Here is a 25,683-nt window from a genome sequence, read left to right as displayed (position 1 = left end):
TCAGTGATATATTGCTCCTTAATATAATAAGATGAGGAGGAATTTATAATGAATGATAATGCGGAGCCTAGAAAATGGGCTGAGGGTTTGCCTGATAAAGCAAAGGAAATTCAGCAGGCTGGTATAGGTGCGTTGGGTGATAACGTTTCCAATGAGGCAAAAGGCGCGATACAAACGCAAGCGACTGTTATAGCTATAGCTATTCCACAAGATAGAGATAGAATTGAAAAAATTTTTGATACCTTAAAAGAGCAGGGTGGATTGTCTGATCGGCAAGCGGAAGCGGTATTTCAGGCGATGGTAAATAAAAAGGTGGAGATTGATGGTAGATCGCAGGGTAGAGGTAAGTAGTTGGTATGGGAAGGCTTACTGATGATGAGTGGGATAAACTACCTTGATATGAAGAAGGCGGTTTCGCAAAAATTTAAAAATATTTGGAGTCCATTGCCGTTTGATGTTGGTAATTATCCATTTCATTCAAATTATGACTCAGGAAAAGATTATGTAAATAAAGCTTTGCGTGAAGTGTCAGAGACCATTGTTAATTTGTATTCAAATCATAGAGATTCAAATACCGAAATAGCAGTGCCAGAAGATTTAACTATAGGAATAAACTATTTTCTTGATAACAAGAGTGAAAGTAGAAAATTGGCTTTTGGTGCTGTAGATGTTATGGTAAAAACAGCTAAAAATATGAATATTTATAAGTCTTCAGGAAGAGCTATTTAATCCCTAGGCGATACCATAAGTTCCGGTATAACCCACTTATCAAACTGCTCGGCGGTGAGTAGTTCTAGAGCGATTCCGGCTTCTTTTAATGATGTTCCTTCTTTATGCGCTTTCTTGGCGATTCTGGCGGCGTTGTCATAACCGATATGTGGGTTAAGAGCGGTAACCAACATTAGTGACTCATTCATCAGCTTGGTTATACGCTCACGGTTAGCGGTAATTCCTACCACGCAGTTATCAGTGAAACTTACGCAAGCGTCAGCGATGAGGCGGATTGATTGTAGAACATTGTAGATTATAACCGGCTTGAACACGTTAAGCTCAAAATGCCCGTTAGCGCCACCGATGGTAACAGCGGTGTGATTGCCCATGACCTGCGCGCAGACCATAGTTATCGCCTCATTTTGCGTTGGGTTTACTTTTCCTGGCATTATGGAGCTTCCCGGTTCATTTTCCGGCAAGGATATTTCACCAAGACCACAACGTGGACCACTGGCAAGCAGGCGAATATCATTTGCTATTTTCATTATGGAAACAGCGATGGTATTAAGCACGCCGGAAGCTTCCACCATAGCATCGTGAGTGGCAAGTGCCTCAAATTTGTTAGGAGCGGTAACAAAAGGTAGTTTGGTGATTTCCGCAACTTCTTTAGCAAAGGCTTCAGCGAAGCCTTTTTTAGAATTGATTCCGGTGCCGACAGCGGTTCCACCCTGCGCTAGCTCATATAGGGCGGGTAGGGTGGAGTTAGCACGGCGTATGGCGTTTTCTATTTGTTTGGTGTAGCCGGAAAATTCTTGACCAAGTTTAAGCGGGGTAGCGTCCTGCAAGTGGGTGCGTCCGATTTTTATTATATCAGCGAATTCCTCAGATTTTTTAGCAAGAGCCGAGTGTAGATGTTTAAGGGCGGGTATTAAATGGTTATTTATTTCACTTGCGGCAGCTATGTGCATGGCTGTTGGGAAAGAATCATTGCTGGATTGTCCCATATTTACGTGGTCGTTAGGGTGCACTGGGTTTTTGCTACCCATAACACCGCCGGAAAGTTCTATGGCACGGTTGGAGATAACCTCGTTTGTGTTCATGTTAGTTTGTGTGCCACTACCGGTCTGCCATACTACGAGAGGAAAATTTCCTTCCATTTTTCCACCTATTACTTCCTGAGTCGCTTGTATGATTTTCTCACCAATATTTTTATCAAGCACACCAAGTTGTATGTTAACTTTAGCGGCGGCTAGTTTTAATATACCAAACGCTTTTATAAAAGGCGTTGGCATGGTTTCGTCACCTATTTTGAAATTTTGTAGGCTACGTTGGGTTTGCGCTCCCCAATATTTATCAGATGGAACTTCTATATTACCGAAAGAGTCGGACTCAGTGCGAAAATCTGCCATATTATTACCGCTTACTATATGATATTTATTAGGATATAGAAGTATCTATACTATCTAATTCATACTTGCAAGCAATGCGTCTATCTCATCTTGAGATGAGGCTTGCTCGGCAAGTTGAGGGCCATTTAGTAGATCTGTATCATTTTCTGGAAGCTCTATTTTTGTAGGATCTTTTTCCACGCCATCTTGCTGTATTTCAGGAGCTGTCCCAAATAGATTATTAAGTTTGCTTACTCTATCCTCTATATTTTCAAGCAAGGTAATTACTTTGCGAATACGTTGTCCGGTAATGTCCTGAAAGGTGCAAGCGTCATAAATAATGGTGGTAGCATCCATAATTTTTTGCTCGTTTTCTCCTCCTATCCCACTAGCAGCTCCTTGCACAGCGTCTGCCGCGTCCATGATTGTATTGGTAGCGTCTTCGGTGGCTTTTACTACTTCCTCTAAATGTAGGGAGGCATCGTTAATAGCGTCCTCAGCCTTAGCATTAGTTTGAATCGCGAAAATCTCATTTTTAGCGTCGCCGATATATTGCGCCAGCTTCGCGATTTCCTGATGGACAAAACTATCAGCAAGACCATTTTGTGGATTTAGAGAGGAAGATAGATTAATGAAGATATTACCGACATCTTGTAAGGTTATCTTACCTTTGCTCTCACGTGTTTTTATCATGCTGGTAAGCAGAGTTCTACCTAATGTTGATTGCATATCGCTCATGACAATGCTCCTTGTTAAATTCTAGAATTCACCGATAACGCTGGTCATTTTGGTTTTAAGTGTCTCAGCGTTGAATGGTTTTACTATGTAGTTACTTACACCAGCTTTTTTAGCGGCTATTACGTTTTCTGGCTTGCTTTCGGCGGTTACCATGATAAATGGAGTGTTTTTTAATTTTTCGTCAGCTCGTACCAGCTTTAACAGTTCAAGCCCGGTCATTGGCTCCATATTCCAGTCAGATATAACTAGTCCTGCTGGTTTATCCTGAAGTTTTTTGAAAGCCTCACCACCATCAGCGGCTTCATCTACATTGTCAAACCCTAGCTGTTTTAGTAAATTTTTTATAATACGACGCATGGTGTTGTAATCATCAACCACCAAAATACGCATAGACTTATCTACTGCCATAAAATCAACCTATATTTTTAGTTGTAATTAATTGTTTATCCAAGAATTTATAGAAAACTCTAACCTATATATTTTAATGGAAGGTTAAGAGGAGTAGAAAAAATGCTTTTTATGTATAGTTTTATAAAAACCAATAAGTTGAGCTGATTTACATCTATTATTTTGGTTAATTTTATGTTACAATTATGCTAAGAGGTTAAGATTGTATGTATGGTTATAATATAGGTTATTTTGTAAAACATAGTTGTAGGAAGCCAAATATTAATTTTGGAATAGATAGATTTTACCGTAAGATAGTCCATAATTTAACCCGTTTTATATATCGCCCGAGCTATAGAGGTCTTGATAATATACCGAATTGTGGTGGTGCTATTTTGATAAGTAATCATGTTTCATACGTTGATGGACCGCTTATAGATATTGGTGTTTATGAGAATTGTGGCAGGCATGTACGCTATGTTATTGATGAGGATATTTATAATCTGCCATTAATTAATCATTTAATGAGAAGGGCGAAAGCGATTCCTATAGCTCCTAATCGTAAAAGTGTGGAAGCGGCGTTTGACGCTATATCTGAAGGTCTAAAGGCTGGAGATCTTATCTGTATATTTCCGGAAGGATATTTAACATTTACTGGTGGACTTGGTCGTTTTCGGCATGGCATAGAGTTTATAATACGTAGGGATTCTGTACCGATTATACCTATTTCAATATCTGGTCTTTGGGGAAGTGTGTTTTCACGAAAATTCAGAGGATCATGGAAAAGATTTATACCGCGTAGATTTACTCAACCGGTTGAGGTTAAATGTGGCGCTCCGATTTCACCTGATAAAGCTGATGTTAACTCATTGCAAGCGGCTGTACTAAGGCTTAAATACTCTTAGGTTATAGGGGCTAGATGCTGGGTGCTAGGTGCTAGGTGCTAGGTGCCAAAGAGATTAGTGAATGCAATTAAAACTAATCACTAACCTTTAGCTCTTACCTTATATTGTCCAATTTTTCCCAGAAAGAAGTTCCCAATTCAACGCTTGCCCCTGAGGAATTTTCATTCTGTCCGTCGGTTAGCCATGGCAGGTCGGTTCTTGAATCTGGTGAGATATTAAGCTGATGCGCTGGTACTTTAGCAAGAGATTGTTTCATATATTCTCGCCATATTCTTGCTGGAAGTGAGCCGCCAGTTACTTTTTTCATCGGTGAATTATCATCATTGCCAACCCAGACACCGGTTACTAAGTCTGGTGTATAGCCAATAAACCAAGCGTCACGATAATCAGAGGTAGTACCAGTTTTACCAGCGGCTGACCTTCCTATATTTGCCGCTCTTCCGGTTCCTTTGGTAATTACGTCCATTAGCATTTCATTCATCATCGCTACATTATTGCTGCTAAGCACAGCCCCTCTGCGTGGTGGTGGGCGCTTATATATTACTTTATTTTTAGTGTCGCGTATTTCTAATATACCATATGGCGATATTATTCTTCCGTTATTAGCTAGGTGAGCGTAGGCGTTAGTGATTTCAAGTAAGGAAATCTCAACAGCTCCAAGCGCTATGCTAGGAAGTCTTGGTATTTCAGAGGTAACTCCCAGTCTGCGCGCGACATTTATTACTTTGTCATAACCGACTGCCTCACTTATCTGTACGGCGACCGTGTTTATTGATTCGGTAAGAGCTTCTTTTACAGTCATGGTTCCTTTATATTTATGGCTGTAGTTTTTAGGTCGCCAAGTTTTTCCGCTTGCCAGTGGAACATTTATTGGTTCGTCAACGACCAAGCTTTCAGGGAAAAAACCTCCTTCAAGGCCAGCGAGATAAACGAACATCTTAAAAGCTGAGCCTGGTTGTCTTTGTGCTTGGGTTACTCGGTTATACTGACTTTCGGCGTAGCTTGTTCCTCCCATCATGCTTCTTACCGCTCCATCAGGTGACATAGATATAAGAGCGGCTTGTTGCACATGTAATTTTTTACCATTTTTTTCTATTATTTCGTTGATAGATTTTTCCGCTATATTCTGCCAGTCAGGATTTAAGGTGGTTATTACCACTAAATCCTCATTTATATTACCTACATATTCAGGGATTCGGTCTACTATCCAATCAGCGAAATATAGGCTATTTTGGGAGTTTGGCTTACGATTTTTCATAGAGCTGTTTAATTTTAGCTGAGCTTTTCGCAGTTGGTTATCATTGAGATAGCCAGCATTTTTCATGTTAACCAGAATCTGATTGGCGCGTTTTTGGGAATTTTTAGGGTTACGGTTTGGAGCATAGCGTGATGGTGCTTTAAGCAGTCCGGCGATAATGGCTGATTCAGCGAGATTAAGATCACGAGCTGATTTCTCAAAATAACGTTTTGCAGCCGCGTCTATGCCATAAGTTCCAGAGCCAAGATAAACACGGTTAAGGTAAATACTTAGTATTTCTTGCTTGGAAAATTTATATTCTAGCTTGAAGGCAAGTAATATTTCCCTGAATTTACGGCTAAGAGTTCTTTCTGGAGTAAGGAAAACATTCTTCGCTACTTGCTGGGTTATGGTGCTGCCGCCTTGTACCACTCTGCCTGCTGATATATTGGTGATGGTAGCGCGCGCGAGCCCTATAGGGTCAATACCAAAATGTTGGAAAAAACTTCTATCCTCAGTCGCAACAACCGCGTCTATTAACGAGCGTGGTAGCTCACTATATGGTATATATTCTCCGTAAACATCGCCAAAGCTGCCTATTATCTCACCATCCTCAGATTTTATCAGGATGCTTTGTGATTTATTTAGTTTATTCAGCTTATCTATAGGTGGAAGGCTAACCATTACTGCGCCTATGATAATGGCTACTATAACAGCTCCGAGTAATGATATTTTGAATAAGAATATAAAGATTTTTTGTTTTAGGCTACGATGTTGCCCGCGACGGTATGATGGATATACAGCAAGACGGCTATTTGCGGTACTTACTTTTTTCTTTGCTGATGATTTGCCGGTGCTGCCATAGTTTTTTCTGGTATTCCCAGTTTTTTTGCTGTTGGTTCTACGCTTTTTATTTTTCTTTTTCTTCGTAGAAAATATTTTTTTTATATATGATTTTAGAGCCATAATTTGAATCTATTTGCTACTATGTTTAGCATTTTTGAAATTTATAAGACATTACTCGCTATTTTTATCTATCATATAAATAAGTTTGCGGATTGCAAGTTCGGCTAATTGTTTTTTATCTGTTCCAACAGCGCCTATTATAGATACTTCCTTTAGAGTTTTTGGATCAAAGGCTGTTACCTTAACCGAATTACCGATTTTTATATATTCTATTATATAATCGTTTTTGCTCATTTCATCAGTTTAATTTTTTGTGGATAATCAAACTGTGTAGTCATTTTCCGCATCTTGATGTTTAGTCATTTTTACACGGGTTATTTGCGTCGCAGATTTTTTAAGGACAGTACAGTCAAATCCATGAAAATTGTGGGTTTCGTTAACGTCAGGTATTGTACGAGCTTCATGTATTAGAAGTCCAGCGATGGTAGAGGCATTATCATCAGGAAGGTTCCAGCTAAGATGTCTATTAATATCTCTGATAGTAACGTTCCCATTTATAATATAGCTACCATCTTTAATTTTTTGGATGTTATTGTCTATCTCATCGTGTTCATCCTCTATATCGCCGACTATTTCCTCAATAATATCCTCCAGTGTGACTATTCCCTGCCAGTCGCCATATTCGTCTATTACCAAAGCGAAATGTTGTCTGCGATTGCGGAATTCTAAAAGTTGGTCTCTTAAGTTGGTGATTTCTGGTACAAACCAAGGATCAGAGCATATTTCCAAGATAGAACGTATGGTAAGGTTATCACCATGTTCTCTTATCAATTTTATCAGGTCTTTTACGTGAAGTATTCCAATAATATTATCAGTTTGTTCTTTCCATATGGGAATGCGGGTATGCTGGGTTGATATGGCTTCTTCTATGAATTCATTTACCGGTAATTCACAATCAAGAGTTTGTACTTCTTTGCGGTGGATCATTATGTCTTTTATTTCCACATCGTTAAGATCTAGTATGCTACCAAGCATGTCACGATCTTGTTTTATTAGTTTTCCCTCACGATGTTGTAGTTCTATCGTACCACGTACTACGTCATTTCCAGCAAATACCATACTGTTTTTAGGGTTTTTCATTCCAAGAACGTTCATGAGTCTTATGATAATAAATTGGATGCTGATGGTAAGGGGGATAAATAAGCGCATTAACACAGCAAGGGGTGTAGAAAAAACAAGGGATACTTTCTCGGCGTTCTGGATAGCGTAAGTTTTTGGTAACACTTCACTAAATATTACAACTAGCAATGTCATTACTACTGTTACTATTAGAAGACCACTTCCATCACCAAACAGGCGGATGGCGAGTGCGGTGGCAAGCGCTGATGCGGCGATATTCACTGCGTTATTACTAAGCAGGATGGTGCTTATCATAGTTTCTTTTTGTTCTTTTATTTTATTTACTTTTTTTGCTTTTTTGTCGCCATTCATCATGAGTTGATATATACGCGCTCTCGATACTGCGGTAAGGGCGGTTTCAGCGGCTGAGAATAAACCAGAGAGGATTAATAATATAACTATTGTGATAAGGTAAAATATCAATTCATTATCCATAGAGGTCACTTTATTCTGATAACGCTTCTTGCAATGTTTTATATATTATATCGGGATTTACGTCACTTGCTATAAAGGCTTTGCCAATTCCTCTTGTAAGGATAAAGGTAAGGCGGTCGCCAACCGCTTTTTTGTCTCTGCTGAAATGTTCCATAATTTTATTAATATCCCAGTTTTTTCTTATAGTTAGTAAGGAAGTATTTAGTCCTATGTCATTTAAGTGATTCTTTACTCTATTATAATCATCATCAGGACATATACCAAGTTTTACGGAAGCCTTAAAAGCAAGACTCATGCCAATAGCTACGGCTTCTCCGTGTAGTAATTCATCGCTATATCCGGTTTCTGCCTCAAAAGCGTGGGCGAAGGTATGGCCAAGATTAAGGAACGCTCTTATGTTCCTCTCTTTTTCATCAGCGATTACTATGGAGGCTTTCGCGCGGCAGCTTTTTACTATAGCCTCTTTTCTAAGTTCACTATTTCCTAAGAGCATTTCAGAAGCGTTTTTTTCCAGCCAGTTAAAAAACTCAACATCATTTATTAGCCCATATTTTACCACTTCCGCGTATCCTGAGGCTAGCTCCCTTTTATCAAGTGTATTTAAGGTTGATACGTCTGATAAAACCAGTATTGGTTGATGGAAACTACCAATAAGATTTTTACCGAAAGAAGAATTTATCCCTGTTTTGCCACCAACAGAACTATCTACTTGCGAAAGTAGGGTTGTTGGAATCTGAATGAAATTAACCCCGCGTAGTAGGACGCTGGCGGCAAACCCTGTTATATCACCAACAACACCACCACCAAGTGCGATTAGGGTTGTTTTCCTATCTGGATTTTGCGCGAGAAGATCTTCTATAAGTTTGTTGAATGAGGATAGGCTTTTGGTGGATTCTCCAGCGGGAACTACCAGTGAGCGGAAATTTATTTTTTCTTCCTCAAGAGAGTTAGATAGTCTGTGCAAATACAGCTTTGCCACATTTTCGTCACTGACTATTATTACCTGATTATTTTTAAGGAGGGGTGATATATATTTTCCAACTTTATTTATCAGGCGATCACCAACTATTATGTCGTAATTATGATGGGCTATATTTAGTTGTATTTTTTCGGTCATTATTTTTAACTTTACTTGGTTGTTTGGTTGCGAGCATGCCAGTTTTTTAGCTCTTCAATGATTCCTACCACTACTGACTCATGAGTTCCAGTATCGCTATCCACTGTAATATCGGCTTTTTCATAAATTGGATATCTTTGTTGCATAAGTTTTTTTAGTATTTCATTTTTATCACCGGTTTTAAGAAGAGGGCGGTTGTCTTTTCTTGATACTCTTTCAAGCAATATCTCAAAACCGGCTCTAAGCCATACTGATGTTGAGTTGTTTTTTATAATTTCACGTATGTGAGGTTGGATGAAAGCACCGCCTCCGGTTGCTATAATACATGGCTCAGAGCTAATTAATCTTGATATTACACGCTGCTCAAGATCACGAAAAATCTCCTCACCATAACTTTCAAAAATATCTGATATACTACATCCGGCGGCTTCTACTATCTCATTGTCAGAATCTATGAATTGTATGCCAAGAGAGGCAGCTAGTCTGCGTCCGACTGTGGATTTTCCCGCGCCCATAAGTCCGACTAGAACTACCGGCTTTGAGATAAAATCAGGAGCTTTATTTTCAGGCTGTTTGGTCATTTAGTTATTAAAAGCTTATTGATTATATTATAATATTTTTTTTATTGTCATCCCTGTAAAAGTCAAATAATTCGGTGTCAGATTTTGTAATCTGTTTCATGTTATATTTTTTCCAATAAGATGAGAAGGAGTTTTTCCATTTGCGGCGGAGTGAGGTCTTGCGTAGTTGTAGTAAGTCATATACTCGAACACTTCATTTTTGAGCTGGTCTAGCGAGTCGAATACCATTTCACGCAGCAAATCTTCTTCTATTGTTTTCCAGAATCTCTCTATTTTTCCGTTAGTTTGTGGTCTGTAAGGTTTAGTTCGGCGATGTTTTATTTTAAGTTCAAAAAGCAGACGCATAAAAGGATTTTTCTTAATAGTTGCTGGATCGTTACTACCACTGCCAAACTCTGAACCATTATCCGTTAGTATCTCAACAAAATCAAAACCAAACTCTTTCTTGAATAAATTAAGTAGCTTCATTGTAGAAAACATCACATTTAGCGATGTAACTTCAGGAATAACCTCACACCACGCTAGAGAAGTTTTATGGTCAATCAGCCCCACCAGATAATAACGTTTATTATCACCGGAAATCATGCCTTTGGGTAGGTAATGGCAATCTATATGCCCTAGCTCACCGGCTTTTTCTTTGATAATCTTGCGTTTTTCTTCCATCATTCTTGGCTGCAATCTGTTAAATCCATGTTTTTTGCTTATATTATAAATAGTGCTAGGACAAGGACGAGTTTCATGTTCAGAAATCTGTAAATCAGCATGTATCTCAAAACGATTCAAACCTTTTTGCCGTAAGCCTATAATCTGTTGTTCTATATGAGGTAAAATTCTCCTAGTTTTATATTTAGCACCGCGTTTTTGAGGCAATAATTCTAATTTAGAACCACTACTTTTGTAACGATTATAGTATTTTATGAAATTCTGACGGGTTAGATTATGAAATTTATAAAATTCACTGACAAAACAAAATCTTGTGTGTCGCTTTGCCTTAATTAATTCATATTCCGAACATAAAAACTCCATCCGCTTTATTGTGCTTGACTCAAGAACTCTGTCCTTGCCACTGCGTAATTCTTGTTTGCTCATGCGTTGCCTCATTTATAAAGTTTGACTCAATTAGTGACTTTACAAAATCTGACACCGAATTATTTGACTTTTACAATCCCGAGCTTAGTAGAGGGATCTTGGTTATCCAGCTCTATCATTATACTATCAGCAGGATGATCAAAATGTAAATAACCCTCATATTCATTCAGGATGACATAACAGTTCTGTTATTGTAATTTATAGTTATTCCAGATGTAAACTTCCAGTTTTTATTTGATTAGCCATTATGAAAAGCAACAGAGAAGATGAGAATTTACTAGAGCAATTTTTAGAAATGATGGTCTCGGAAAGAGCGATAGCAGGCGGAACTTTGCTTGCTTACAGGCGAGATCTTTCGGATTTTCTACGTTACTGTTTGGAAAAAAAAGAGAAAATATTGCGGATTTCAAGTAATAAAATAGAGAAATTTTTGGCTTCTCTTTCTAGTGATGGGATGAGCACGCCGACGATTGCCAGAAAATTATCCGCCCTTCGCCAGTTTTTTTCTTTTCTTTATAGTGAGAATTATCGTTCTGATGACCCGACCATAACCATAGAGACACCAAAATTACCTAAAAGGCTGCCTTCCACTTTAAGTAAGGAGGAGGTGCTAGCACTGATACATACCGCTATTATTGATGAATCTGCGCAGTCAGTAAGATTATACGCTATGTTGGAGCTTATTTATGGGGCGGGGTTACGGGTTTCTGAGTTGGTGAGTCTTAAACTTTCAGCACTTAAAGTAAGTGAGAATAGTAAGCAGGTAAAAGCTGATTTCATTATAGTTAAGGGTAAAGGAAATAAAGAGAGGATAGTTCCAATAAATAATAGTACTCGCATAGCGCTTAACCGTTATCTTGAGGTGAGGGATGGATTTCTTCAGGAAAAAGAAAAATCAGTATGGTTGTTTCCTTATCACCGCGCGGATGGATATATAACCCGTCAGCAATTTGGTGTTATGTTAAAGGAATTAGCTATTAATGCGGGTATTGATCCACAAAAAATATCACCACATACGTTGCGTCACTCTTTTGCTACGCATTTGCTTGAGGGAGGAGCGGATCTGAGGGTAATACAGGAGTTGCTTGGACATAGTGATGTTTCAACCACCCAGATATATACACATGTCGCCGCTGATAGATTGTCAAAACTGGTACGTGAGCATCATCCTCTAGCAAGAAGTAAGAGTTTAAAGGAGTTGGAGAACTGAGGATTCAGGGAATAGGGGCTAGAGCTATCCCCATTGACGAATATCGCCAGTATCAATATGTATAAAGCTAGATTCTGGGTAATAGCCAACGCCACCGAATTTCATGTCAATAGCGGCTTTTCTTAGACGCGATAGGCTTACACCTTCTATATTTACGTCAATAGCGCGTCCTTGCATATGTAAGCTCTTTTTCGCTACCCCACTGCTGGTGCGGCGTAATTTAGCGTTGGTTTTTGGAGAGCGATAACCAGATATTATCTGAAAAGGTTTTTTAGAGTCCAGCTTAGCGTGTAGGGCAAAAAGATGGTTAAGCAGGTTAACGTCAATGCGAGCGACCTCATCGGTACGGTGGTCTCGCAATATATGGTTTATTTCTGACAACGTGCTTTTGATATAGCGACCATTTTCCCAATAGGTGAATTTTGCCATTTCCCCTGTATGTAAATTCTCAAAGGCAAGGAAACGTGAACTGTGATACAAGCTACGTTTAGATTTACGTGAAATACCAGCGAGCAATTGTTCTGGAACAAGCGCCAGTCCGGCTACAGAAGCGGTTCCTATAATAAGGTTACGGCGGCTTATTGCCATTTTTTCAGTTGAATTATCCATATTTTTAACAACTACGCAAACTAAGAAACAATAATCAAGGCACATGACTAACTTATGTCATTATGACTTGCAAGGATAAATATCGGGTTAAATATCAGTGAAAAAACAATTAAAATATATCTATAATTGCCTATTATTCTCCTGATATTGCGTTATTATCAAGCTTTTCAGTCTCTTCAGCGATGGTTTGCTTTGCCTTAGCTGAAAGCTGGATGTTCAGTTCTCTTAGCTGTTTTTCATCCGCTATATTAGGAGCTTGCATCAGCAGATCCTCAGCTTTCTGATTCATTGGGAAGGCGATGACCTCACGGATATTTGGCTCATCGGCGAGTAGCATTACGATACGGTCAATACCCGGTGCTATTCCACCATGTGGTGGTGCGCCAAATTTGAAAGCGGAGATCATGCCGCCAAACTGGTTATCAACTTCTTTCGCGCTATATCCGGCTATCTCAAAGGCTTTATACATTAATTCTGGCTTGTGGTTACGGATAGCACCGCTGGAAAGCTCAATACCGTTGCAGACAATATCATACTGATAGGCCAGTATTGCCAGTGGATCTTTGTTTAGTAGAGAGTCCATTCCGCCCTGTGGCATAGAGAAAGGATTATGGCTGAAGATGATTTTTTTCTCTTCCTCGTCATACTCAAAATATGGAAAATCAACAACCCAGAGGAATTTGAAAACGTCTTTTTCCAGCAAGTCTAGTTGCTCACCAAGATGGTTACGGATAAAACCCGCGAGCTTTGCTGCTTCCAGCTCACTACCGCTTGAAAAGAACACAGCGTCTCCATCTTTGATTCCGGTGGTTTGTTTGAGTTCTTGTAATTTTTCCTCGTTAAGGAATTTAGCGATAGGGCTTTTTGCCTGTCCATCTCTTTCAAAAATTATATAGGCAAGACCTTTCGCGCCAAGTGTTTTGGCGTATTCAATCATATTATCAAAAAAGCTGCGTGGCTTTTCAGCGCAGTTTGGTGCTGGAATCGCTCTTACCACACCACCGCCTTCAATTACCTTATTAAATATTCCGAATCCGGAACCTTTCCACACATCAGTTACGTCGCTAAGTAAGATAGGATTACGCAAATCCGGTTTGTCGCTACCGTATTTTAGCATGGCTTCCTTATAGGTAATACGAGGGAAAGGAGCCGGAGTTACTTTTTTATCGCTAAACTTGGTGAATATATCGTGGAGTACCGGTTCAATCGCCGCGAAAACATCATCTTGAGTGGCGAAGGACATTTCCATATCAAGTTGATAAAACTCACCTGGTGAGCGGTCAGCGCGACCATCCTCATCACGGAAGCAGGGAGCTATCTGGAAATATTTATCAAAGCCAGATACCATCAACAACTGTTTGAATTGTTGCGGGGCTTGCGGTAGGGCATAGAATTTACCCGGATGGATACGTGATGGCACCAGATAGTCTCTCGCTCCTTCCGGTGAGGAGGCGGTAAGAATTGGGGTTTGGAACTCGGTAAAGTCTTGTTCGGTCATTTTGTTGCGGATAGAAGAGATAACCTGAGCGCGTAGCATGATGTTTTTGTGGACCTTCTCACGGCGCAAATCAAGAAAGCGGTATTTAAGGCGGGTTTCCTCTGGGAATTCACGGTCAAGATTTACTTGTAATGGTAGGGTTTCTGCCGCTGACTCAACTATACAACTATCTACCGCTACTTCTATTTCTCCAGTTGGTAAGGAGTTATTGATAGTTTCCGCCGCTCTTTCCACTACCTCACCATCAATAGTTATTACGCTTTCAAGGCGGACATCTGACAGAGTGTCAAATGACTTATCACCTTGTGACGCGACCAGTTGAGTTATTCCATAATGGTCACGTAGATCCACAAATAGGAGGTTGCCGTGATCACGTTTGCGGTGAACCCAGCCAGAAAGCTTTACGGTTGTTTTTACGTCTGATTTTCTTAATTGTGAGCAATTATGGGTACGGAAAACATGCATAGTTCTATATTTCTATTAGTTAGTTTTTAGTTGGTTGTAAACCATGCTAACTAATGGTTTTTTACTGTAAGGTCAAATGTTTATAAGATATTTACGTGACTTTACCCTTATTTTTATAGCATAGTGGTGAAGTTGCGTTAAAATCTTTACATAAATAAGTAATTATGATAATTATTCTTAATAGAAAAAACATAAGGTTTTGCAGGGGTTATTGATAGTTATGGATGTTCTACCAACTAAATTGGCTAATTCAACAGTGATTCAGGATATGGCGGAGGAGTCACAGGCTGCTGATAGGATAATATCACAGCTTTCGGGTAAGCCCATAATAGGTACGTCTGGTGATGAGCATCACAGGTTGAATCCACTTAACGTACAGTTTCAGGTGAGTATGACTGCCGATGGTAATGGCGATGAGCTATCCATCAAGATATTACAGACTGACCGGCATCATCCTTCTATGGTTTATGATACTATAAAGCAAGAGTTAGCTAGTATGCCTGAGCTTTCCGCTCATACTCCGAAGGCCTATAATAAGAGTTGTGACCATAGTCCGGAAAGTGGGCTGATGACGATACGTTATGAACTTCCGAAGGAAGGGGCGGATCACATAATCCACGCACTCTCTGAAAATGCTCCAAAGGTAGAGAATCCTTATTCTAACTTGCCATCGCCGCAGCTTGAAAAGCAACCAACAACTGTTGAGGCGGGCTATCCGCAGCGTAGCGTTTAGTTTTTTTCGTGATTTTGAATATTCACGTTGTACCAAATTCTTCAAATAACCAGATTGTTGGCTGGGTAGGTAGTGATAATTGTAGGGAAATCAAGATAAAAATAGCGGCACCACCGGAAGATGGTAAAGCTAATAAAGCGCTGATAAAGTTTTTGAGTAAGAGGTGGAGAATAGCTAAGTCTGATATTGAAATTACTGGCGGATTTACTTCAAGACATAAAAAGTTGCAAATTAACTCTGAGATTACAGAAGATTTTATTTGTTGAACTATTTGTCCATCTTTATTTCGCTGTTAATAGCGATACGGTTGAAACTTGTTCTTTTGGTGAAAGGGTGCAATGGGTCAGAGCTGTTTAGTATCTCGCCTTCGCCAGATAGGCGATTGCCACCAAAGCCCATGCCAAAGGCGGGTGTTCCTGTGCCTTTTGGAGAATTTATTAGGGTGTGTCCGGCCTTATTACTATGGGCGAATATCTCAGCTTCTTGTTGGCTCTGAGTATAAAATCCGTTTACCAGACCAGCGTTTTCCGGTTCATTTAGTAATTCTACCGCTTCACTAAAATCGTCGTAACTAACAATAAAAATTAGTGGTGCGAAAGTTTCTTTATGCATAATAGCTGATTGCTTAGACATTATTGCAAGTGAAGGCTCAACATAATAAGCGCTGGGATATTTTTCTTTAAGCAGACGACCACCAGCGAATATCTCGCCACCCTCAAGAATTGCTTGTTTTTTAGATTTCTCAAAATTTAGGAAACTTTCCTCATCTATTAAACAGCTATAGCCATACTTATTGGACTCACCGGTAACTGGGCTAATTATTTCGTTAGTGGAAAGAAAATCTGTTATTTTTTGTTTCAGTAGCGAAATAGTTTTTTCGCATATATCTTTATGTACTATTAGGCGGCGAGTGTTAGTACAGCGTTGCCCGCTGGTAGCTAAAAATGATAAGGTAATAGCGTTTATTGACCAGCTCAGATGTTCATCGCTCATTTTATTAGATATTATAACACCATTATTACCACCAAGCTCTAATATTGGAGGTATGTTGTTATTTTCTTTTTGCGCTAGAGTATTCTTTATGCCTTGACCCATGGCGACGCTGCCGGTCGCGCTTATCATATCTATTTGTTCGTGGGCGACTAGTCTTTGCCCTATATCTCTACCGCCTATTATAATATTTAGTAAATCACTATATTCCTTCATTACTTTATCAAATATCTCTTTGACGGCGGCAGCGATCATCGGGGTTTTTTCCGATGGTTTCCAGATAACAGCGTTACCGGCAAGTAGGGCGGGGGCGATAGTCCAGTAAGCGACCGCTAACGGAAAATTAAATGAGGTGATAAGACCAGCTATACCAACCGGTGGTCGTTCTTTTATTCTTATCATACCGTTTAGATCAGCAAGCTTGCTATCATCTATAGTTTTTTTAAGAATTGACGCGGCACCATCTATTTCCGCCGCCGCTTCTTTCGCGGTCTTTCCGGCATCGTAAACTATTATATCAATAAGCTCTTGCCTTTTCTCGGTGATTGCTGAGCTTAAAGTAAGTAAAAACTTTTCTCTGTTACCGCGTGACTCTCCAGCCCATTCTTTCTGGGCAGAAATTGCCTGCTTTATTTTATAAGCCAGCGTCTTACCATTATCAGCCTCAAGCTCGGCTATTTTTTCACCATCACACGGTGACGTGACGACAAGTTTCTCATTCTCCACTTTACCACCTATATTTTGTCCGAATTTTCTGAGTATAAGATAGTTATATACCACCCATCCAAGTTTTTCTGGTGAAGTTGTGCTGTGCCTCAATAAGCCTTACTGTTCCGGTTTTTGAGCGCATTACTATTGAGTGAGTGGTAGCTCCACCGTTAAAACGACGTACACCACGTAACATAGAGCCGTCAGTAACGCCACTTGCGGCGAACATAACATCACCGCTTGCCATATCCTCTAAGTTATATTTGCGTGATAAGTCATCTATTCCCATGCGTTTAGCGCGCTCTTTTTCTGTGTCTTCGGTAAAGAGAAGCCTTCCTTGCATTTGCCCGCCGATTGAGCGCAGAGCCGCCGCCGCTAGCACTCCTTCCGGCGCGCCACCAATACCAACATACATATCAACACCAGTGTTTGGACGAGAGGTTGCTATCACACCGGCAACGTCGCCATCAGTGATAAGTTGGATTCTAGCTCCAGCCTCACGAGTTTTGGCGATTAGTTCCTTGTGGCGATCACGATCCAGTATAACCACCACTAAATCGGAAATTTCACATTTTTTGGCTTTCGCCAAGCTTTTTAAGTTCTGTTGTGGAGAATTATCTAGATCAACTACTCCTGCTGGTAGACCACCACCAACAGCTATTTTACTCATATAGACATCTGGCGCGTGTAAGAATCCTCCTTTTTCCGCCATAGCGATAACGGTAAGTGAGTTAGCGCCGCCATGCGCGCAGATGGTGGTTCCTTCTAGCGGGTCAAGCGCTATATCTATTTTTGGACCAGTTCCGGCGGCGTTTCCAACCTTCTCGCCGATATAAAGCATCGGAGCTTTATCACGTTCACCCTCACCGATAACTATGGTGCCGTCAATTGACAGGCTGTTAAGAGCGTCACGCATCGCGCCGACCGCTGCTTTATCAGCATCCTTTTCCTTGCCTTTTCCCATCCAAGCGAAGCTGGCTAGGGCGGCGGCCTCAGTAACCCGCACCGCCTCAAGGGCGAAGTTGCGATCAGTCCAGAAATTTTCCTGTTCTTTAGTTTCTTTGCTATTTTTTTTCATGATATTACCTATAGGGTTCATGTTATATTCCTGATATTAAAATGTTACTGTTTATGAACGGATAGGCAACATAATCCAGATTTTCGCTAAAACCAAGAATTATCTGTTAATGTGGCTAAATAAGGTGGATTATCTGGAAATTACAGCGAGATTATTTTCGGTTGATTTTACTTTGTCAGACCATTTTTCTTTATCGCCACCATCAAATGTATTATCATGGGCTTTTACCATATTATCAACATCTTTGGAATCAATACCAAACATTTTTCCAAAGCTTTTAGTGGCTGGTATAAACACGTGTTCGCTGGTAAATTTATCTACCTTATAGGCTTGTCTTGGAAATAAAGAACGCCCTCCCATCACAAGGGCGGCTGTTCCAACAGACCCGCCCGCTTTTGCCGTCAGTAGCTTCCACATGGGTATTGTTTTATCAAGATGTTTCATGATGGCTACGTTAAGACCAGCGGCAGATGCTGACCATACCACAGCCTGAGGGAGATGTTCCATTTCATAATTATAAATTGAGTCAACTCTATTTTTATATTCTTTAGACTTAAGATTTACCCCATGTTCCTCTGCCCAATGCTTCGCTCCCTGTTCGGCTCCGAAGTAAAAAATATCCCCTACTATTGGCTCAGCTAATTTCCTGATTTTTTGCATAACGCTTGGGAGTATACGTTGCATGGCTATTGTAATAGGAACAGCGCCAAAATCCCCAGCGAACTCGCCTATGGCAATGTTACGATCCGATGGGTTTTCCCTTAGTCTTTTAAGGGTGGAGGAGGTCAGCCCTATGTCAAGCCAGTCAGTAGCGGTGCACACTAGCGCGTGATTTATGGTATAGGCGACATCCTCCGCCTTTTGTTTGGCGGTTTTTTCTATTTCTATCTGTTTTGCTGTTTTGTCGCTCATCGTTTGGTGTTTATGGTGTTGTTAATTGTTGTAATTATAATGCATATTAATAGTAATTCATATGGTTACAATAAATCATCCATTATTTATTGTAAATGAGAATCATTATCAATTAAAAATATATGCCCTATAAATGATGTGCGGTTTCATGTTTCTCAGCCATTATTTTATCAACGAATGATTTATATTTTTCGCCGTTTTTCCCATATGTTACACAAATCAAAATAATCCGATTATATAATGTAACATTCCCCTGTAATATTGAGTATTAAATTTTTGTGACAACGGTTTGTGTTATAGTTATAGGGGCATACGGGCATTTTATAAAGATTTTCACCACTATACTAAATATTGTGACTTGAAGTTAATTACTTATTCTAATAACTAGATTGTCTGGCAGTACATAACCTAAAATCAAAGATTCTATAAGGAACAAATAATGGCTTCATATCAGTATGTTTATGTAATGAAAGAACTTTCCAAGAGTTATGCTGGTGGTAAGGAGGTGCTTAAGAATATTTATCTGTCATTTTACCCAGGAGCTAAGATCGGGGTTTTAGGGCCGAACGGCGCTGGTAAATCCACATTACTTAAGATAATGGCGGGTCTTGATAAGGATTTTTCTGGTGAGGCGTGGTCTGCTGAGGGAGCTAAGGTTGGCTATTTGCCGCAAGAGCCGAAGCTGGATGAGTCAAAGGATGTGATGGGAAATATTATAGACGCGCTTGGTGAGCAGAAGGAGCTGTTGGACAAATTCAACGAGGTGTCTAATAAGCTTGCTGAGGTCACTGATGATGATGAGATGATGAAGCTAATAGAAGTACAAGGCGAGCTTCAAGAGAAGATAGACGCTAGCGGTGGCTGGGATATTGAGCGGGATATTGAGATAGCGATGGACGCTTTGCGTTGTCCGCCGAAAGACGCTGATGTAAGCAAGATTTCTGGTGGTGAGCGTAGGCGGGTGGCGTTGTGTAAGTTGCTGTTGGAAAAGCCGGATTTGTTGTTGCTGGATGAGCCGACCAACCATTTAGACGCGGAGTCGGTGGCGTGGCTTGAGCATTATCTGAAGGAGTATAAGGGAACGGTGGTCATGATTACCCACGACCGTTATTTCCTTGATAATGTAACTGGTTGGATTCTGGAGCTGGATAGAGGTTCTGGTATACCATATGAGGGGAATTATTCCGCTTATCTTGAACAAAAACAAAAACGTTTGGCTCAAGAGGAGAGGGAGGAAAACGCTCGTCAGAAAAGACTATCATCAGAGCTTGAATGGATAAGGCAGGGAGTTAAGGCAAGGCAGGCGAAAAGTAAAGCCCGTATCGCCGCTTATGAGGATTTGCTGGCTCAGGGGACTAAGTCTCAGGTTGGAGTAGCGCAGATTGTCATACCTAATGGGCAGCGGCTTGGTAATTTGGTAATTAAAGCTGAGAATATTTCTAAGGCTTTTGGTGATAAGCTGCTTATTGATGGGCTTTCTTTTGACTTACCGGCTGGTGGTATTGTTGGAGTGATTGGACCTAACGGCGCTGGTAAAACTACCTTATTTAAGATGATAACCGGAGTGGAAACTCCTGATAGTGGAAGTTTCAAGGTAGGGGACTCAGTAGTTCTTGGTTATGTTGACCAGTCACGTGACGCGCTTAAGGACAGCAATACGGTATGGCAGGAAATATCCGGCGGTGATGAGGAAATCTCACTTGGTGGCAAGCTGGTAAAATCCCGTGCTTATTGTTCTAGTTTTAATTTTAAGGGTTCGGATCAACAGAAAAAAGTTGGCTCTCTCTCTGGCGGTGAGCGGAATCGTGTGCATCTGGCGAAGATGCTGAAAAAAGAGCATAATGTGTTGTTGCTGGATGAGCCGACCAATGATCTGGACGTGGAAACTTTGCGCGCGCTGGAGGACGCTCTTGCTGATTTCGCTGGTTGTGCGGTTATAATATCGCATGATCGCTGGTTCCTAGATCGTATTGCTACGCATATATTAGCGTTTGAGGGAGACTCACATGTGGAATGGTTTGAGGGTAACTACGAAGCCTATGAGGCTGATCTTAAGCGTCGTCTTGGTGTGGATACTCTTACCCCCACCAAGATAAAATACCGCCCGATAAGCAGGGGGTAGAGTAGTAGACAGCCATATACACCCATGGCGATTGCATTTGGGTATCAGGCACTGAACATGACACTGTCATGCCGTCTTTATGGCGGCATCCGGTTGTAAAAAGCAGAGCTTTTCACTGGATTGTTCTTGCAACCCACCAGACCCCGCAATAAATGCGGGGTTGTAAAAGTCAAATAATTCGGTGTCAGATTTTGTAATCTGTTTCATGTTATATTTTTTCCAATAAGATGAGAAGGAGTTTTTCCATTTGCGGCGGAGTGAGGTCTTGCGTAGTTGTAGTAAGTCATATACTCGAACACTTCATTTTTGAGCTGGTCTAGCGAGTCGAATACCATTTCACGCAGCAAATCTTCTTCTATTGTTTTCCAGAATCTCTCTATTTTTCCGTTAGTTTGTGGTCTGTAAGGTTTAGTTCGGCGATGTTTTATTTTAAGTTCAAAAAGCAGACGCATAAAAGGATTTTTCTTAATAGTTGCTGGATCGTTACTACCACTGCCAAACTCTGAACCATTATCCGTTAGTATCTCAACAAAATCAAAACCAAACTCTTTCTTGAATAAATTAAGTAGCTTCATTGTAGAAAACATCACATTTAGCGATGTAACTTCAGGAATAACCTCACACCACGCTAGAGAAGTTTTATGGTCAATCAGCCCCACCAGATAATAACGTTTATTATCACCGGAAATCATGCCTTTGGGTAGGTAATGGCAATCTATATGCCCTAGCTCACCGGCTTTTTCTTTGATAATCTTGCGTTTTTCTTCCATCATTCTTGGCTGCAATCTGTTAAATCCATGTTTTTTGCTTATATTATAAATAGTGCTAGGACAAGGACGAGTTTCATGTTCAGAAATCTGTAAATCAGCATGTATCTCAAAACGATTCAAACCTTTTTGCCGTAAGCCTATAATCTGTTGTTCTATATGAGGTAAAATTCTCCTAGTTTTATATTTAGCACCGCGTTTTTGAGGCAATAATTCTAATTTAGAACCACTACTTTTGTAACGATTATAGTATTTTATGAAATTCTGACGGGTTAGATTATGAAATTTATAAAATTCACTGACAAAACAAAATCTTGTGTGTCGCTTTGCCTTAATTAATTCATATTCCGAACATAAAAACTCCATCCGCTTTATTGTGCTTGACTCAAGAACTCTGTCCTTGCCACTGCGTAATTCTTGTTTGCTCATGCGTTGCCTCATTTATAAAGTTTGACTCAATTAGTGACTTTACAAAATCTGACACCGAATTATTTGACTTTTACAGGGGTGACATTGTATCCAAATGCGATTGCTATGTTGCTTCCCCCTACCAAAAATTGAATCATTACTCTCTTCAATTTCTGACTACCCCGCAAGGGGGGAACAGAATAGTAGCAGTAGGTTGGGAATATCTTAGACGCAGTTCAGGTTTCTTAGCTTCCTTTACCATTTTTCCCTTTTTCTAGTTCGTTTATTTGAGCGGTTTTTACTTGTTCAGTACTAGTTCCTGGTGTTTTTTCATATTTTTCCTTTAGACCTGCGATAACTTGTCTTACCTCTTCTGGACTGAGTTCTTTCAAGATATTTTCTGTCGTTTTAATAACTTTACCTACTTTCTCTCCGGCTTTTTCCTGCTCCTTTCTTTCGGCAATAATCTGTTTCGCACCTGTATCTATTTGTTTGGTTAATTCATTGATTCTTTTTGCTTGTTCATCTGGAGTTAAATGTTCTGTAGCATTTTTCAGGCTTTCTATAGTTTGGTTTACTATTCTGGCTTCAATCTGTTTTTGTAGTTGATCTACAGATTCCTGATTGTCGGGAACTTCTAGTTTTAACCTAAAACTACTGTTGGTTTGGTTTTGATTAATATTTATTTTTATATCTTTATCACTACCTGTCCTTGCATTTGTTATTCTGTTCCTAATAAATTCTTGTAGATGAGAGGAATTACTTCCATTTACGCTTGACGAGGTGATTTGTTCTGACTCTATAGTCAGTATTCTTTGTCTGTCCTCTACTTCTTCCTTTTTGACACTAATATCGGACTCGCGAAGACCAGTGATTTTTTTAACTTGTTTTAGTATCTCATCGGCATAAGATTTTGTTTCTGTATTAGCTTGTTGCTCGCTCATAAATTTATTCCTTTATTTAGTGAAATTTCAACTTACTGGTGATATTAACAGAGATGTACAATAATTAAAGTTAAGAAAATGTTACAGTTAACATTTTCTGGACATGAGCTAACTAATTGTTTTTTAGGAGTATTTTTTTGAGGATTTTATGCGTTGGATTGATATAAGAGAAATAGCTATCCGTCTGGAAGAGTTATATCCGGATATGGATAATGTAAATTTGCGTTTTACCGATCTTCGGGAATGGATCGTCACTTTGCCGGAATTTAACGATAGCCCTGATGGTTGTAATGAAAAGATACTGGAAGCCATACAGATGGCGTGGATAGATGAGAGAGATTAGCGCAAAGTGTCATGCCTAGTAATATTAGTGAATTAAGTTGTTTTTTAGCTAGTGAGAAGAAAACGCAAGAGTTAGCGGTGGATATAGCCACTTTATGTAAAGCTGGTGATACCATATTGCTTTATGGTGATGTTGGTAGTGGTAAGACAAGTTTTGCTAGAGCTTTCATAAAAGAGATTACTGGATTACAGGGAAATATCGCGAGCCCTACTTTTAATCTATTATCAACTTATCCGTTGTCGGATGGCGATGCGGAGGTTTGGCATTGTGATCTTTACCGTCTTAAGAATAGCGCGGAAGTTACAGAGCTTGGAATTGAAGAGGCTTTGGAAAACCATATAGTGCTGGTTGAGTGGCCGGAATTAATAGAAAGTATGGTGTCGCCAGATTCTCTTATAATAAATTTATTTGTTGATGGGGTAGGGCGTAGAGTTGTTATTTCCACAAGCGATGTTTGGATGGACAGATTAAAAAAAGTTGAGTATCTGGAAGTTTATAATGGTTAGACAAAAGCAGATAGAGGAATTTTTGGGTAATACCGAATTCGCTGGAGCGGATATTGTGCCACTAGCTGGTGACGCTTCGGCTCGCCGCTACGCTCGTGTTATGGCGGGTGGCACGCAGGCTATGGTGATGGATAGTCCAGTTGGTAGTCTCGAGAATTTCGCTGCTTTTATAAAGATAGCTGAATATTTACGGCAAGTAGGTTATAGCGCGCCAGCTATATTCGCTCGGGACACGGATAAAGGGTTTTTGTTACTTGAGGATTTTGGTGATAACAGCTTTACTTCAATTATAGCAAACTCAGTAGGTGATTCGGAGAGTACCATGTATGAGTCAGCGATAGAGGTTTTGGCTTGCTGGCATAACTCAGCTATGAAAATAGATTCAGTGCCGCTATATGATGATGAGTTGTATTTAAGAGAGGTATCTTTATTTCCAGATTGGTTTTTGGTGAAATCGCTTGGAAAAGAAAAGGTCGCTATGCTGCGTAATGAGTATATGGGTATATGGTCTGATATATTAGGCAAATTCTCTCTACAAAAAAATACTCTGGTACACAGGGATTATCATGCTGATAATTTGATGTGGCTTGAGCGGCGCAGTGGTACGGACAAGGTTGGTTTGCTTGATTTTCAGGACGCGGTTATGGGAGACGCGGCTTATGATGTGGTGTCATTGCTAGAGGACGCGCGGCGAGATGTTGGCGCTAATCTAGCGGAAGATATGGTCAAACTATATCTTGATAAGACTGGGATTGACGCTGATTATTTTCACAATGCCTATGATGTTTTAGGGGCGCAGCGCAACAGTAAGATTATAGGTATTTTTACCCGTCTTGCGGTGCGTGATGGTAAAGAACATTATCTTAAAATGCTGCCACGTGTGTGGAAGTATTTAGAGCGTGATTTGCGAAATCCATTACTTGCCGATTTGCGGGTATGGCTTGAACAGTATGTGCATAATGATAGCGGGCTTATATAGTATTATGGGGATTTTATGAGTAAAAGCCAAATGCCAAAAAAAGCCATGATTATGGCCGCTGGATTTGGCACCAGAATGCGCCCGCTCACTAATGATATGCCGAAACCGTTAGTGCCGGTTAATGGTAAGCCGCTTATAGATTACTCTTTGGAATTTTTTGCTAAGCAAGGTATTGAGGATGTTGTGATAAATACCCATTATCTGGCGGATATGTTGGAAGATTATCTTCATTCTAAGAGTTCGCCGCCTAAAATTATTATATCCAGAGAGCAAGAGGTTCTTGAGACCGGAGGTGGAATAAAGAACGCTCTTAGTATCTTAGGTGATTCTCCCTTTTTTGTAATTAACAGTGACGTGATTTGTATTAATGGTAATGTTCTTGCTTTGCAAAGAATGTGGCAGACTTGGGATGATAGCGAGATGGACGTTTTGCTACTTTTACATAAAGTAGAAGACGCTGTTGGCTATAACGGTAAAGGGGATTTTTTTGTAGAAGATAATGGACAATTGAAGAGACGAGGAGAGTGTAATACCGCTCCTTATGTTTTTACTGGTGTACAAATAATTCATCCAAGAATTTTTGATGATTCACCAAGTGTCGCTTTTTCGCTTAATGTGCTTTATAATAAAGATATAAGCCGGATAGGAGCGATAATTCATGATGGTAACTGGTTGCATATAGGTAGTATGGCTGAACTAGAGCAAGCGGAAGAGTGGCTTAAAATCAATCAACAGTAA

28 protein-coding genes are annotated in these 25,683 nt (G+C 40.0%); 11 read left to right on the top strand and 17 right to left on the bottom strand.

Going from position 1 to position 25,683, the window contains the following annotated elements; translation table 11 throughout:
* Positions 1 to 48 precede the first annotated feature (48 nt).
* Both R3D71_09510 and R3D71_09505 read left to right on the top strand, forming a co-directional pair.
* The gene (locus R3D71_09510) at positions 49 to 351 is read left to right on the top strand and encodes a hypothetical protein (GenBank protein ID MEZ5691883.1); all 303 of its coding nucleotides are present in this window, start codon (positions 49 to 51) and stop codon (positions 349 to 351) included.
* On the top strand, positions 352 to 729 hold the full coding sequence (locus R3D71_09505) for a hypothetical protein (protein ID MEZ5691882.1): 378 nt from the start codon (positions 352 to 354) through the stop codon (positions 727 to 729).
* On the opposite strand, the gene fumC is transcribed toward R3D71_09505, so the two are convergent.
* Genes fumC through R3D71_09490 form a run of 3 tightly spaced genes read right to left on the bottom strand, consistent with a single transcriptional unit; the run spans position 726 to position 3,245 of the window.
* Positions 726 to 2,120 carry a class II fumarate hydratase gene (gene fumC, locus R3D71_09500; GenBank protein ID MEZ5691881.1) on the bottom strand — a complete coding sequence of 465 codons (1,395 nt, stop codon included), beginning with the start codon at positions 2,118 to 2,120 and terminating at the stop codon, positions 726 to 728. The two genes, R3D71_09505 and fumC, sit on opposite strands and share 4 nt — an antisense overlap.
* A gap of 54 nt (positions 2,121 to 2,174) precedes the next feature.
* Positions 2,175 to 2,837: a protein phosphatase CheZ gene (locus R3D71_09495; protein ID MEZ5691880.1), complete on the bottom strand. Its 663-nt coding sequence runs from the start codon at positions 2,835 to 2,837 to the stop codon at positions 2,175 to 2,177.
* 21 nt (positions 2,838 to 2,858) lie between these two features.
* A complete protein-coding gene (locus tag R3D71_09490; GenBank protein ID MEZ5691879.1) occupies positions 2,859 to 3,245 on the bottom strand; it encodes a response regulator in 387 nt (128 codons plus the stop codon).
* 206 nt (positions 3,246 to 3,451) lie between these two features.
* Between R3D71_09490 and R3D71_09485 the strand changes: the two genes are divergently transcribed.
* Complete coding sequence (locus R3D71_09485; protein MEZ5691878.1) at positions 3,452 to 4,129, top strand: 1-acyl-sn-glycerol-3-phosphate acyltransferase; 678 nt, start codon at positions 3,452 to 3,454, stop codon at positions 4,127 to 4,129.
* A gap of 94 nt (positions 4,130 to 4,223) precedes the next feature.
* Here the strand turns inward: R3D71_09485 and R3D71_09480 are convergent, their stop codons facing one another.
* The 6 genes from R3D71_09480 to R3D71_09455 form a co-directional block, all read right to left on the bottom strand.
* Positions 4,224 to 6,332: a PBP1A family penicillin-binding protein gene (locus R3D71_09480; protein ID MEZ5691877.1), complete on the bottom strand. Its 2,109-nt coding sequence runs from the start codon at positions 6,330 to 6,332 to the stop codon at positions 4,224 to 4,226.
* A 51-nt stretch (positions 6,333 to 6,383) separates the two neighbouring features.
* Positions 6,384 to 6,566 carry a hypothetical protein gene (locus R3D71_09475; protein MEZ5691876.1) on the bottom strand — a complete coding sequence of 61 codons (183 nt, stop codon included), beginning with the start codon at positions 6,564 to 6,566 and terminating at the stop codon, positions 6,384 to 6,386.
* A gap of 27 nt (positions 6,567 to 6,593) precedes the next feature.
* Positions 6,594 to 7,886, bottom strand: coding sequence for a CNNM domain-containing protein (locus R3D71_09470; protein MEZ5691875.1), 1,293 nt, complete (start codon positions 7,884 to 7,886; stop codon positions 6,594 to 6,596).
* Between the two features lie 10 nt (positions 7,887 to 7,896).
* On the bottom strand, positions 7,897 to 9,003 hold the full coding sequence (gene aroB, locus R3D71_09465) for a 3-dehydroquinate synthase (GenBank protein MEZ5691874.1): 1,107 nt from the start codon (positions 9,001 to 9,003) through the stop codon (positions 7,897 to 7,899).
* Between the two features lie 11 nt (positions 9,004 to 9,014).
* Positions 9,015 to 9,584 (bottom strand): shikimate kinase, encoded by a 570-nt coding sequence (locus R3D71_09460; GenBank protein MEZ5691873.1) that lies wholly within the window; start codon positions 9,582 to 9,584, stop codon positions 9,015 to 9,017.
* Between the two features lie 96 nt (positions 9,585 to 9,680).
* A complete protein-coding gene (locus tag R3D71_09455; GenBank protein ID MEZ5691872.1) occupies positions 9,681 to 10,673 on the bottom strand; it encodes an integrase core domain-containing protein in 993 nt (330 codons plus the stop codon).
* Between the two features lie 247 nt (positions 10,674 to 10,920).
* Between R3D71_09455 and xerD the strand changes: the two genes are divergently transcribed.
* Positions 10,921 to 11,883, top strand: a complete 963-nt coding sequence (gene xerD / locus R3D71_09450; protein ID MEZ5691871.1) for a site-specific tyrosine recombinase XerD — start codon at positions 10,921 to 10,923, stop codon at positions 11,881 to 11,883.
* Positions 11,884 to 11,907: 24 nt separating this feature from the next.
* Here the strand turns inward: xerD and R3D71_09445 are convergent, their stop codons facing one another.
* Positions 11,908 to 12,492 carry a DUF882 domain-containing protein gene (locus R3D71_09445; GenBank protein MEZ5691870.1) on the bottom strand — a complete coding sequence of 195 codons (585 nt, stop codon included), beginning with the start codon at positions 12,490 to 12,492 and terminating at the stop codon, positions 11,908 to 11,910.
* Positions 12,493 to 12,625: 133 nt separating this feature from the next.
* The gene (gene aspS / locus R3D71_09440) at positions 12,626 to 14,455 is read right to left on the bottom strand and encodes an aspartate--tRNA ligase (GenBank protein ID MEZ5691869.1); all 1,830 of its coding nucleotides are present in this window, start codon (positions 14,453 to 14,455) and stop codon (positions 12,626 to 12,628) included.
* Positions 14,456 to 14,675: 220 nt separating this feature from the next.
* On the opposite strand from aspS, the gene R3D71_09435 reads away from it, so the two are divergent.
* Both R3D71_09435 and R3D71_09430 read left to right on the top strand, forming a co-directional pair.
* On the top strand, positions 14,676 to 15,188 hold the full coding sequence (locus R3D71_09435; GenBank protein ID MEZ5691868.1) for a hypothetical protein: 513 nt from the start codon (positions 14,676 to 14,678) through the stop codon (positions 15,186 to 15,188).
* Positions 15,189 to 15,196: 8 nt separating this feature from the next.
* On the top strand, positions 15,197 to 15,454 hold the full coding sequence (locus tag R3D71_09430; GenBank protein MEZ5691867.1) for a DUF167 domain-containing protein: 258 nt from the start codon (positions 15,197 to 15,199) through the stop codon (positions 15,452 to 15,454).
* Position 15,455: 1 nt separating this feature from the next.
* Here R3D71_09430 and R3D71_09425 read toward each other — a convergent pair whose 3' ends face one another.
* The 3 genes from R3D71_09425 to R3D71_09415 all read right to left on the bottom strand — a co-directional run bounded on the left by R3D71_09425 (position 15,456) and on the right by R3D71_09415 (position 18,876).
* The gene (locus R3D71_09425; GenBank protein ID MEZ5691866.1) at positions 15,456 to 16,997 is read right to left on the bottom strand and encodes an aldehyde dehydrogenase family protein; all 1,542 of its coding nucleotides are present in this window, start codon (positions 16,995 to 16,997) and stop codon (positions 15,456 to 15,458) included.
* On the bottom strand, positions 16,948 to 17,964 hold the full coding sequence (gene glpX / locus R3D71_09420) for a class II fructose-bisphosphatase (protein ID MEZ5691865.1): 1,017 nt from the start codon (positions 17,962 to 17,964) through the stop codon (positions 16,948 to 16,950). Before glpX ends, R3D71_09425 begins: the two co-directional genes overlap by 50 nt.
* 129 nt (positions 17,965 to 18,093) lie before the next feature.
* Entirely contained in the window at positions 18,094 to 18,876 is a 783-nt protein-coding gene (locus tag R3D71_09415; GenBank protein ID MEZ5691864.1) for a hypothetical protein, read from the bottom strand.
* Positions 18,877 to 19,315: 439 nt separating this feature from the next.
* Here R3D71_09415 and ettA point away from each other — a divergent pair, with 439 nt between their 5' ends.
* A complete protein-coding gene (gene ettA, locus R3D71_09410) occupies positions 19,316 to 20,998 on the top strand; it encodes an energy-dependent translational throttle protein EttA (GenBank protein ID MEZ5691863.1) in 1,683 nt (560 codons plus the stop codon).
* A gap of 66 nt (positions 20,999 to 21,064) precedes the next feature.
* Here the strand turns inward: ettA and R3D71_09405 are convergent, their stop codons facing one another.
* The 3 genes from R3D71_09405 to R3D71_09395 form a co-directional block, all read right to left on the bottom strand.
* The gene (locus tag R3D71_09405) at positions 21,065 to 21,205 is read right to left on the bottom strand and encodes a hypothetical protein (protein ID MEZ5691862.1); all 141 of its coding nucleotides are present in this window, start codon (positions 21,203 to 21,205) and stop codon (positions 21,065 to 21,067) included.
* Positions 21,202 to 22,194, bottom strand: a complete 993-nt coding sequence (locus tag R3D71_09400; protein MEZ5691861.1) for an integrase core domain-containing protein — start codon at positions 22,192 to 22,194, stop codon at positions 21,202 to 21,204. Before R3D71_09400 ends, R3D71_09405 begins: the two co-directional genes overlap by 4 nt.
* Before the next feature lie 224 nt (positions 22,195 to 22,418).
* On the bottom strand, positions 22,419 to 23,117 hold the full coding sequence (locus tag R3D71_09395) for a hypothetical protein (protein ID MEZ5691860.1): 699 nt from the start codon (positions 23,115 to 23,117) through the stop codon (positions 22,419 to 22,421).
* A 148-nt stretch (positions 23,118 to 23,265) separates the two neighbouring features.
* On the opposite strand from R3D71_09395, the gene iscX reads away from it, so the two are divergent.
* From iscX to R3D71_09375, 4 genes are read left to right on the top strand one after another with little or no spacing between them, the layout of a single operon-like run.
* The gene (gene iscX / locus R3D71_09390; protein MEZ5691859.1) at positions 23,266 to 23,460 is read left to right on the top strand and encodes a Fe-S cluster assembly protein IscX; all 195 of its coding nucleotides are present in this window, start codon (positions 23,266 to 23,268) and stop codon (positions 23,458 to 23,460) included.
* 11 nt (positions 23,461 to 23,471) lie between these two features.
* Positions 23,472 to 23,966, top strand: coding sequence for a tRNA (adenosine(37)-N6)-threonylcarbamoyltransferase complex ATPase subunit type 1 TsaE (gene tsaE, locus R3D71_09385; GenBank protein ID MEZ5691858.1), 495 nt, complete (start codon positions 23,472 to 23,474; stop codon positions 23,964 to 23,966).
* A complete protein-coding gene (locus R3D71_09380; GenBank protein MEZ5691857.1) occupies positions 23,959 to 24,945 on the top strand; it encodes a phosphotransferase in 987 nt (328 codons plus the stop codon). Before tsaE ends, R3D71_09380 begins: the two co-directional genes overlap by 8 nt.
* 15 nt (positions 24,946 to 24,960) lie before the next feature.
* Positions 24,961 to 25,683, top strand: a complete 723-nt coding sequence (locus R3D71_09375) for a nucleotidyltransferase family protein (protein ID MEZ5691856.1) — start codon at positions 24,961 to 24,963, stop codon at positions 25,681 to 25,683.

The sequence above is a fragment of the Rickettsiales bacterium genome (genome assembly GCA_041396965.1).
Classification (GTDB): Bacteria; Pseudomonadota; Alphaproteobacteria; order Rickettsiales; family SXRF01; genus SXRF01.
The sequence above is the reverse complement of the archived record's forward strand: the minus strand, read 5'-3'. Positions and strand labels throughout refer to the sequence as shown.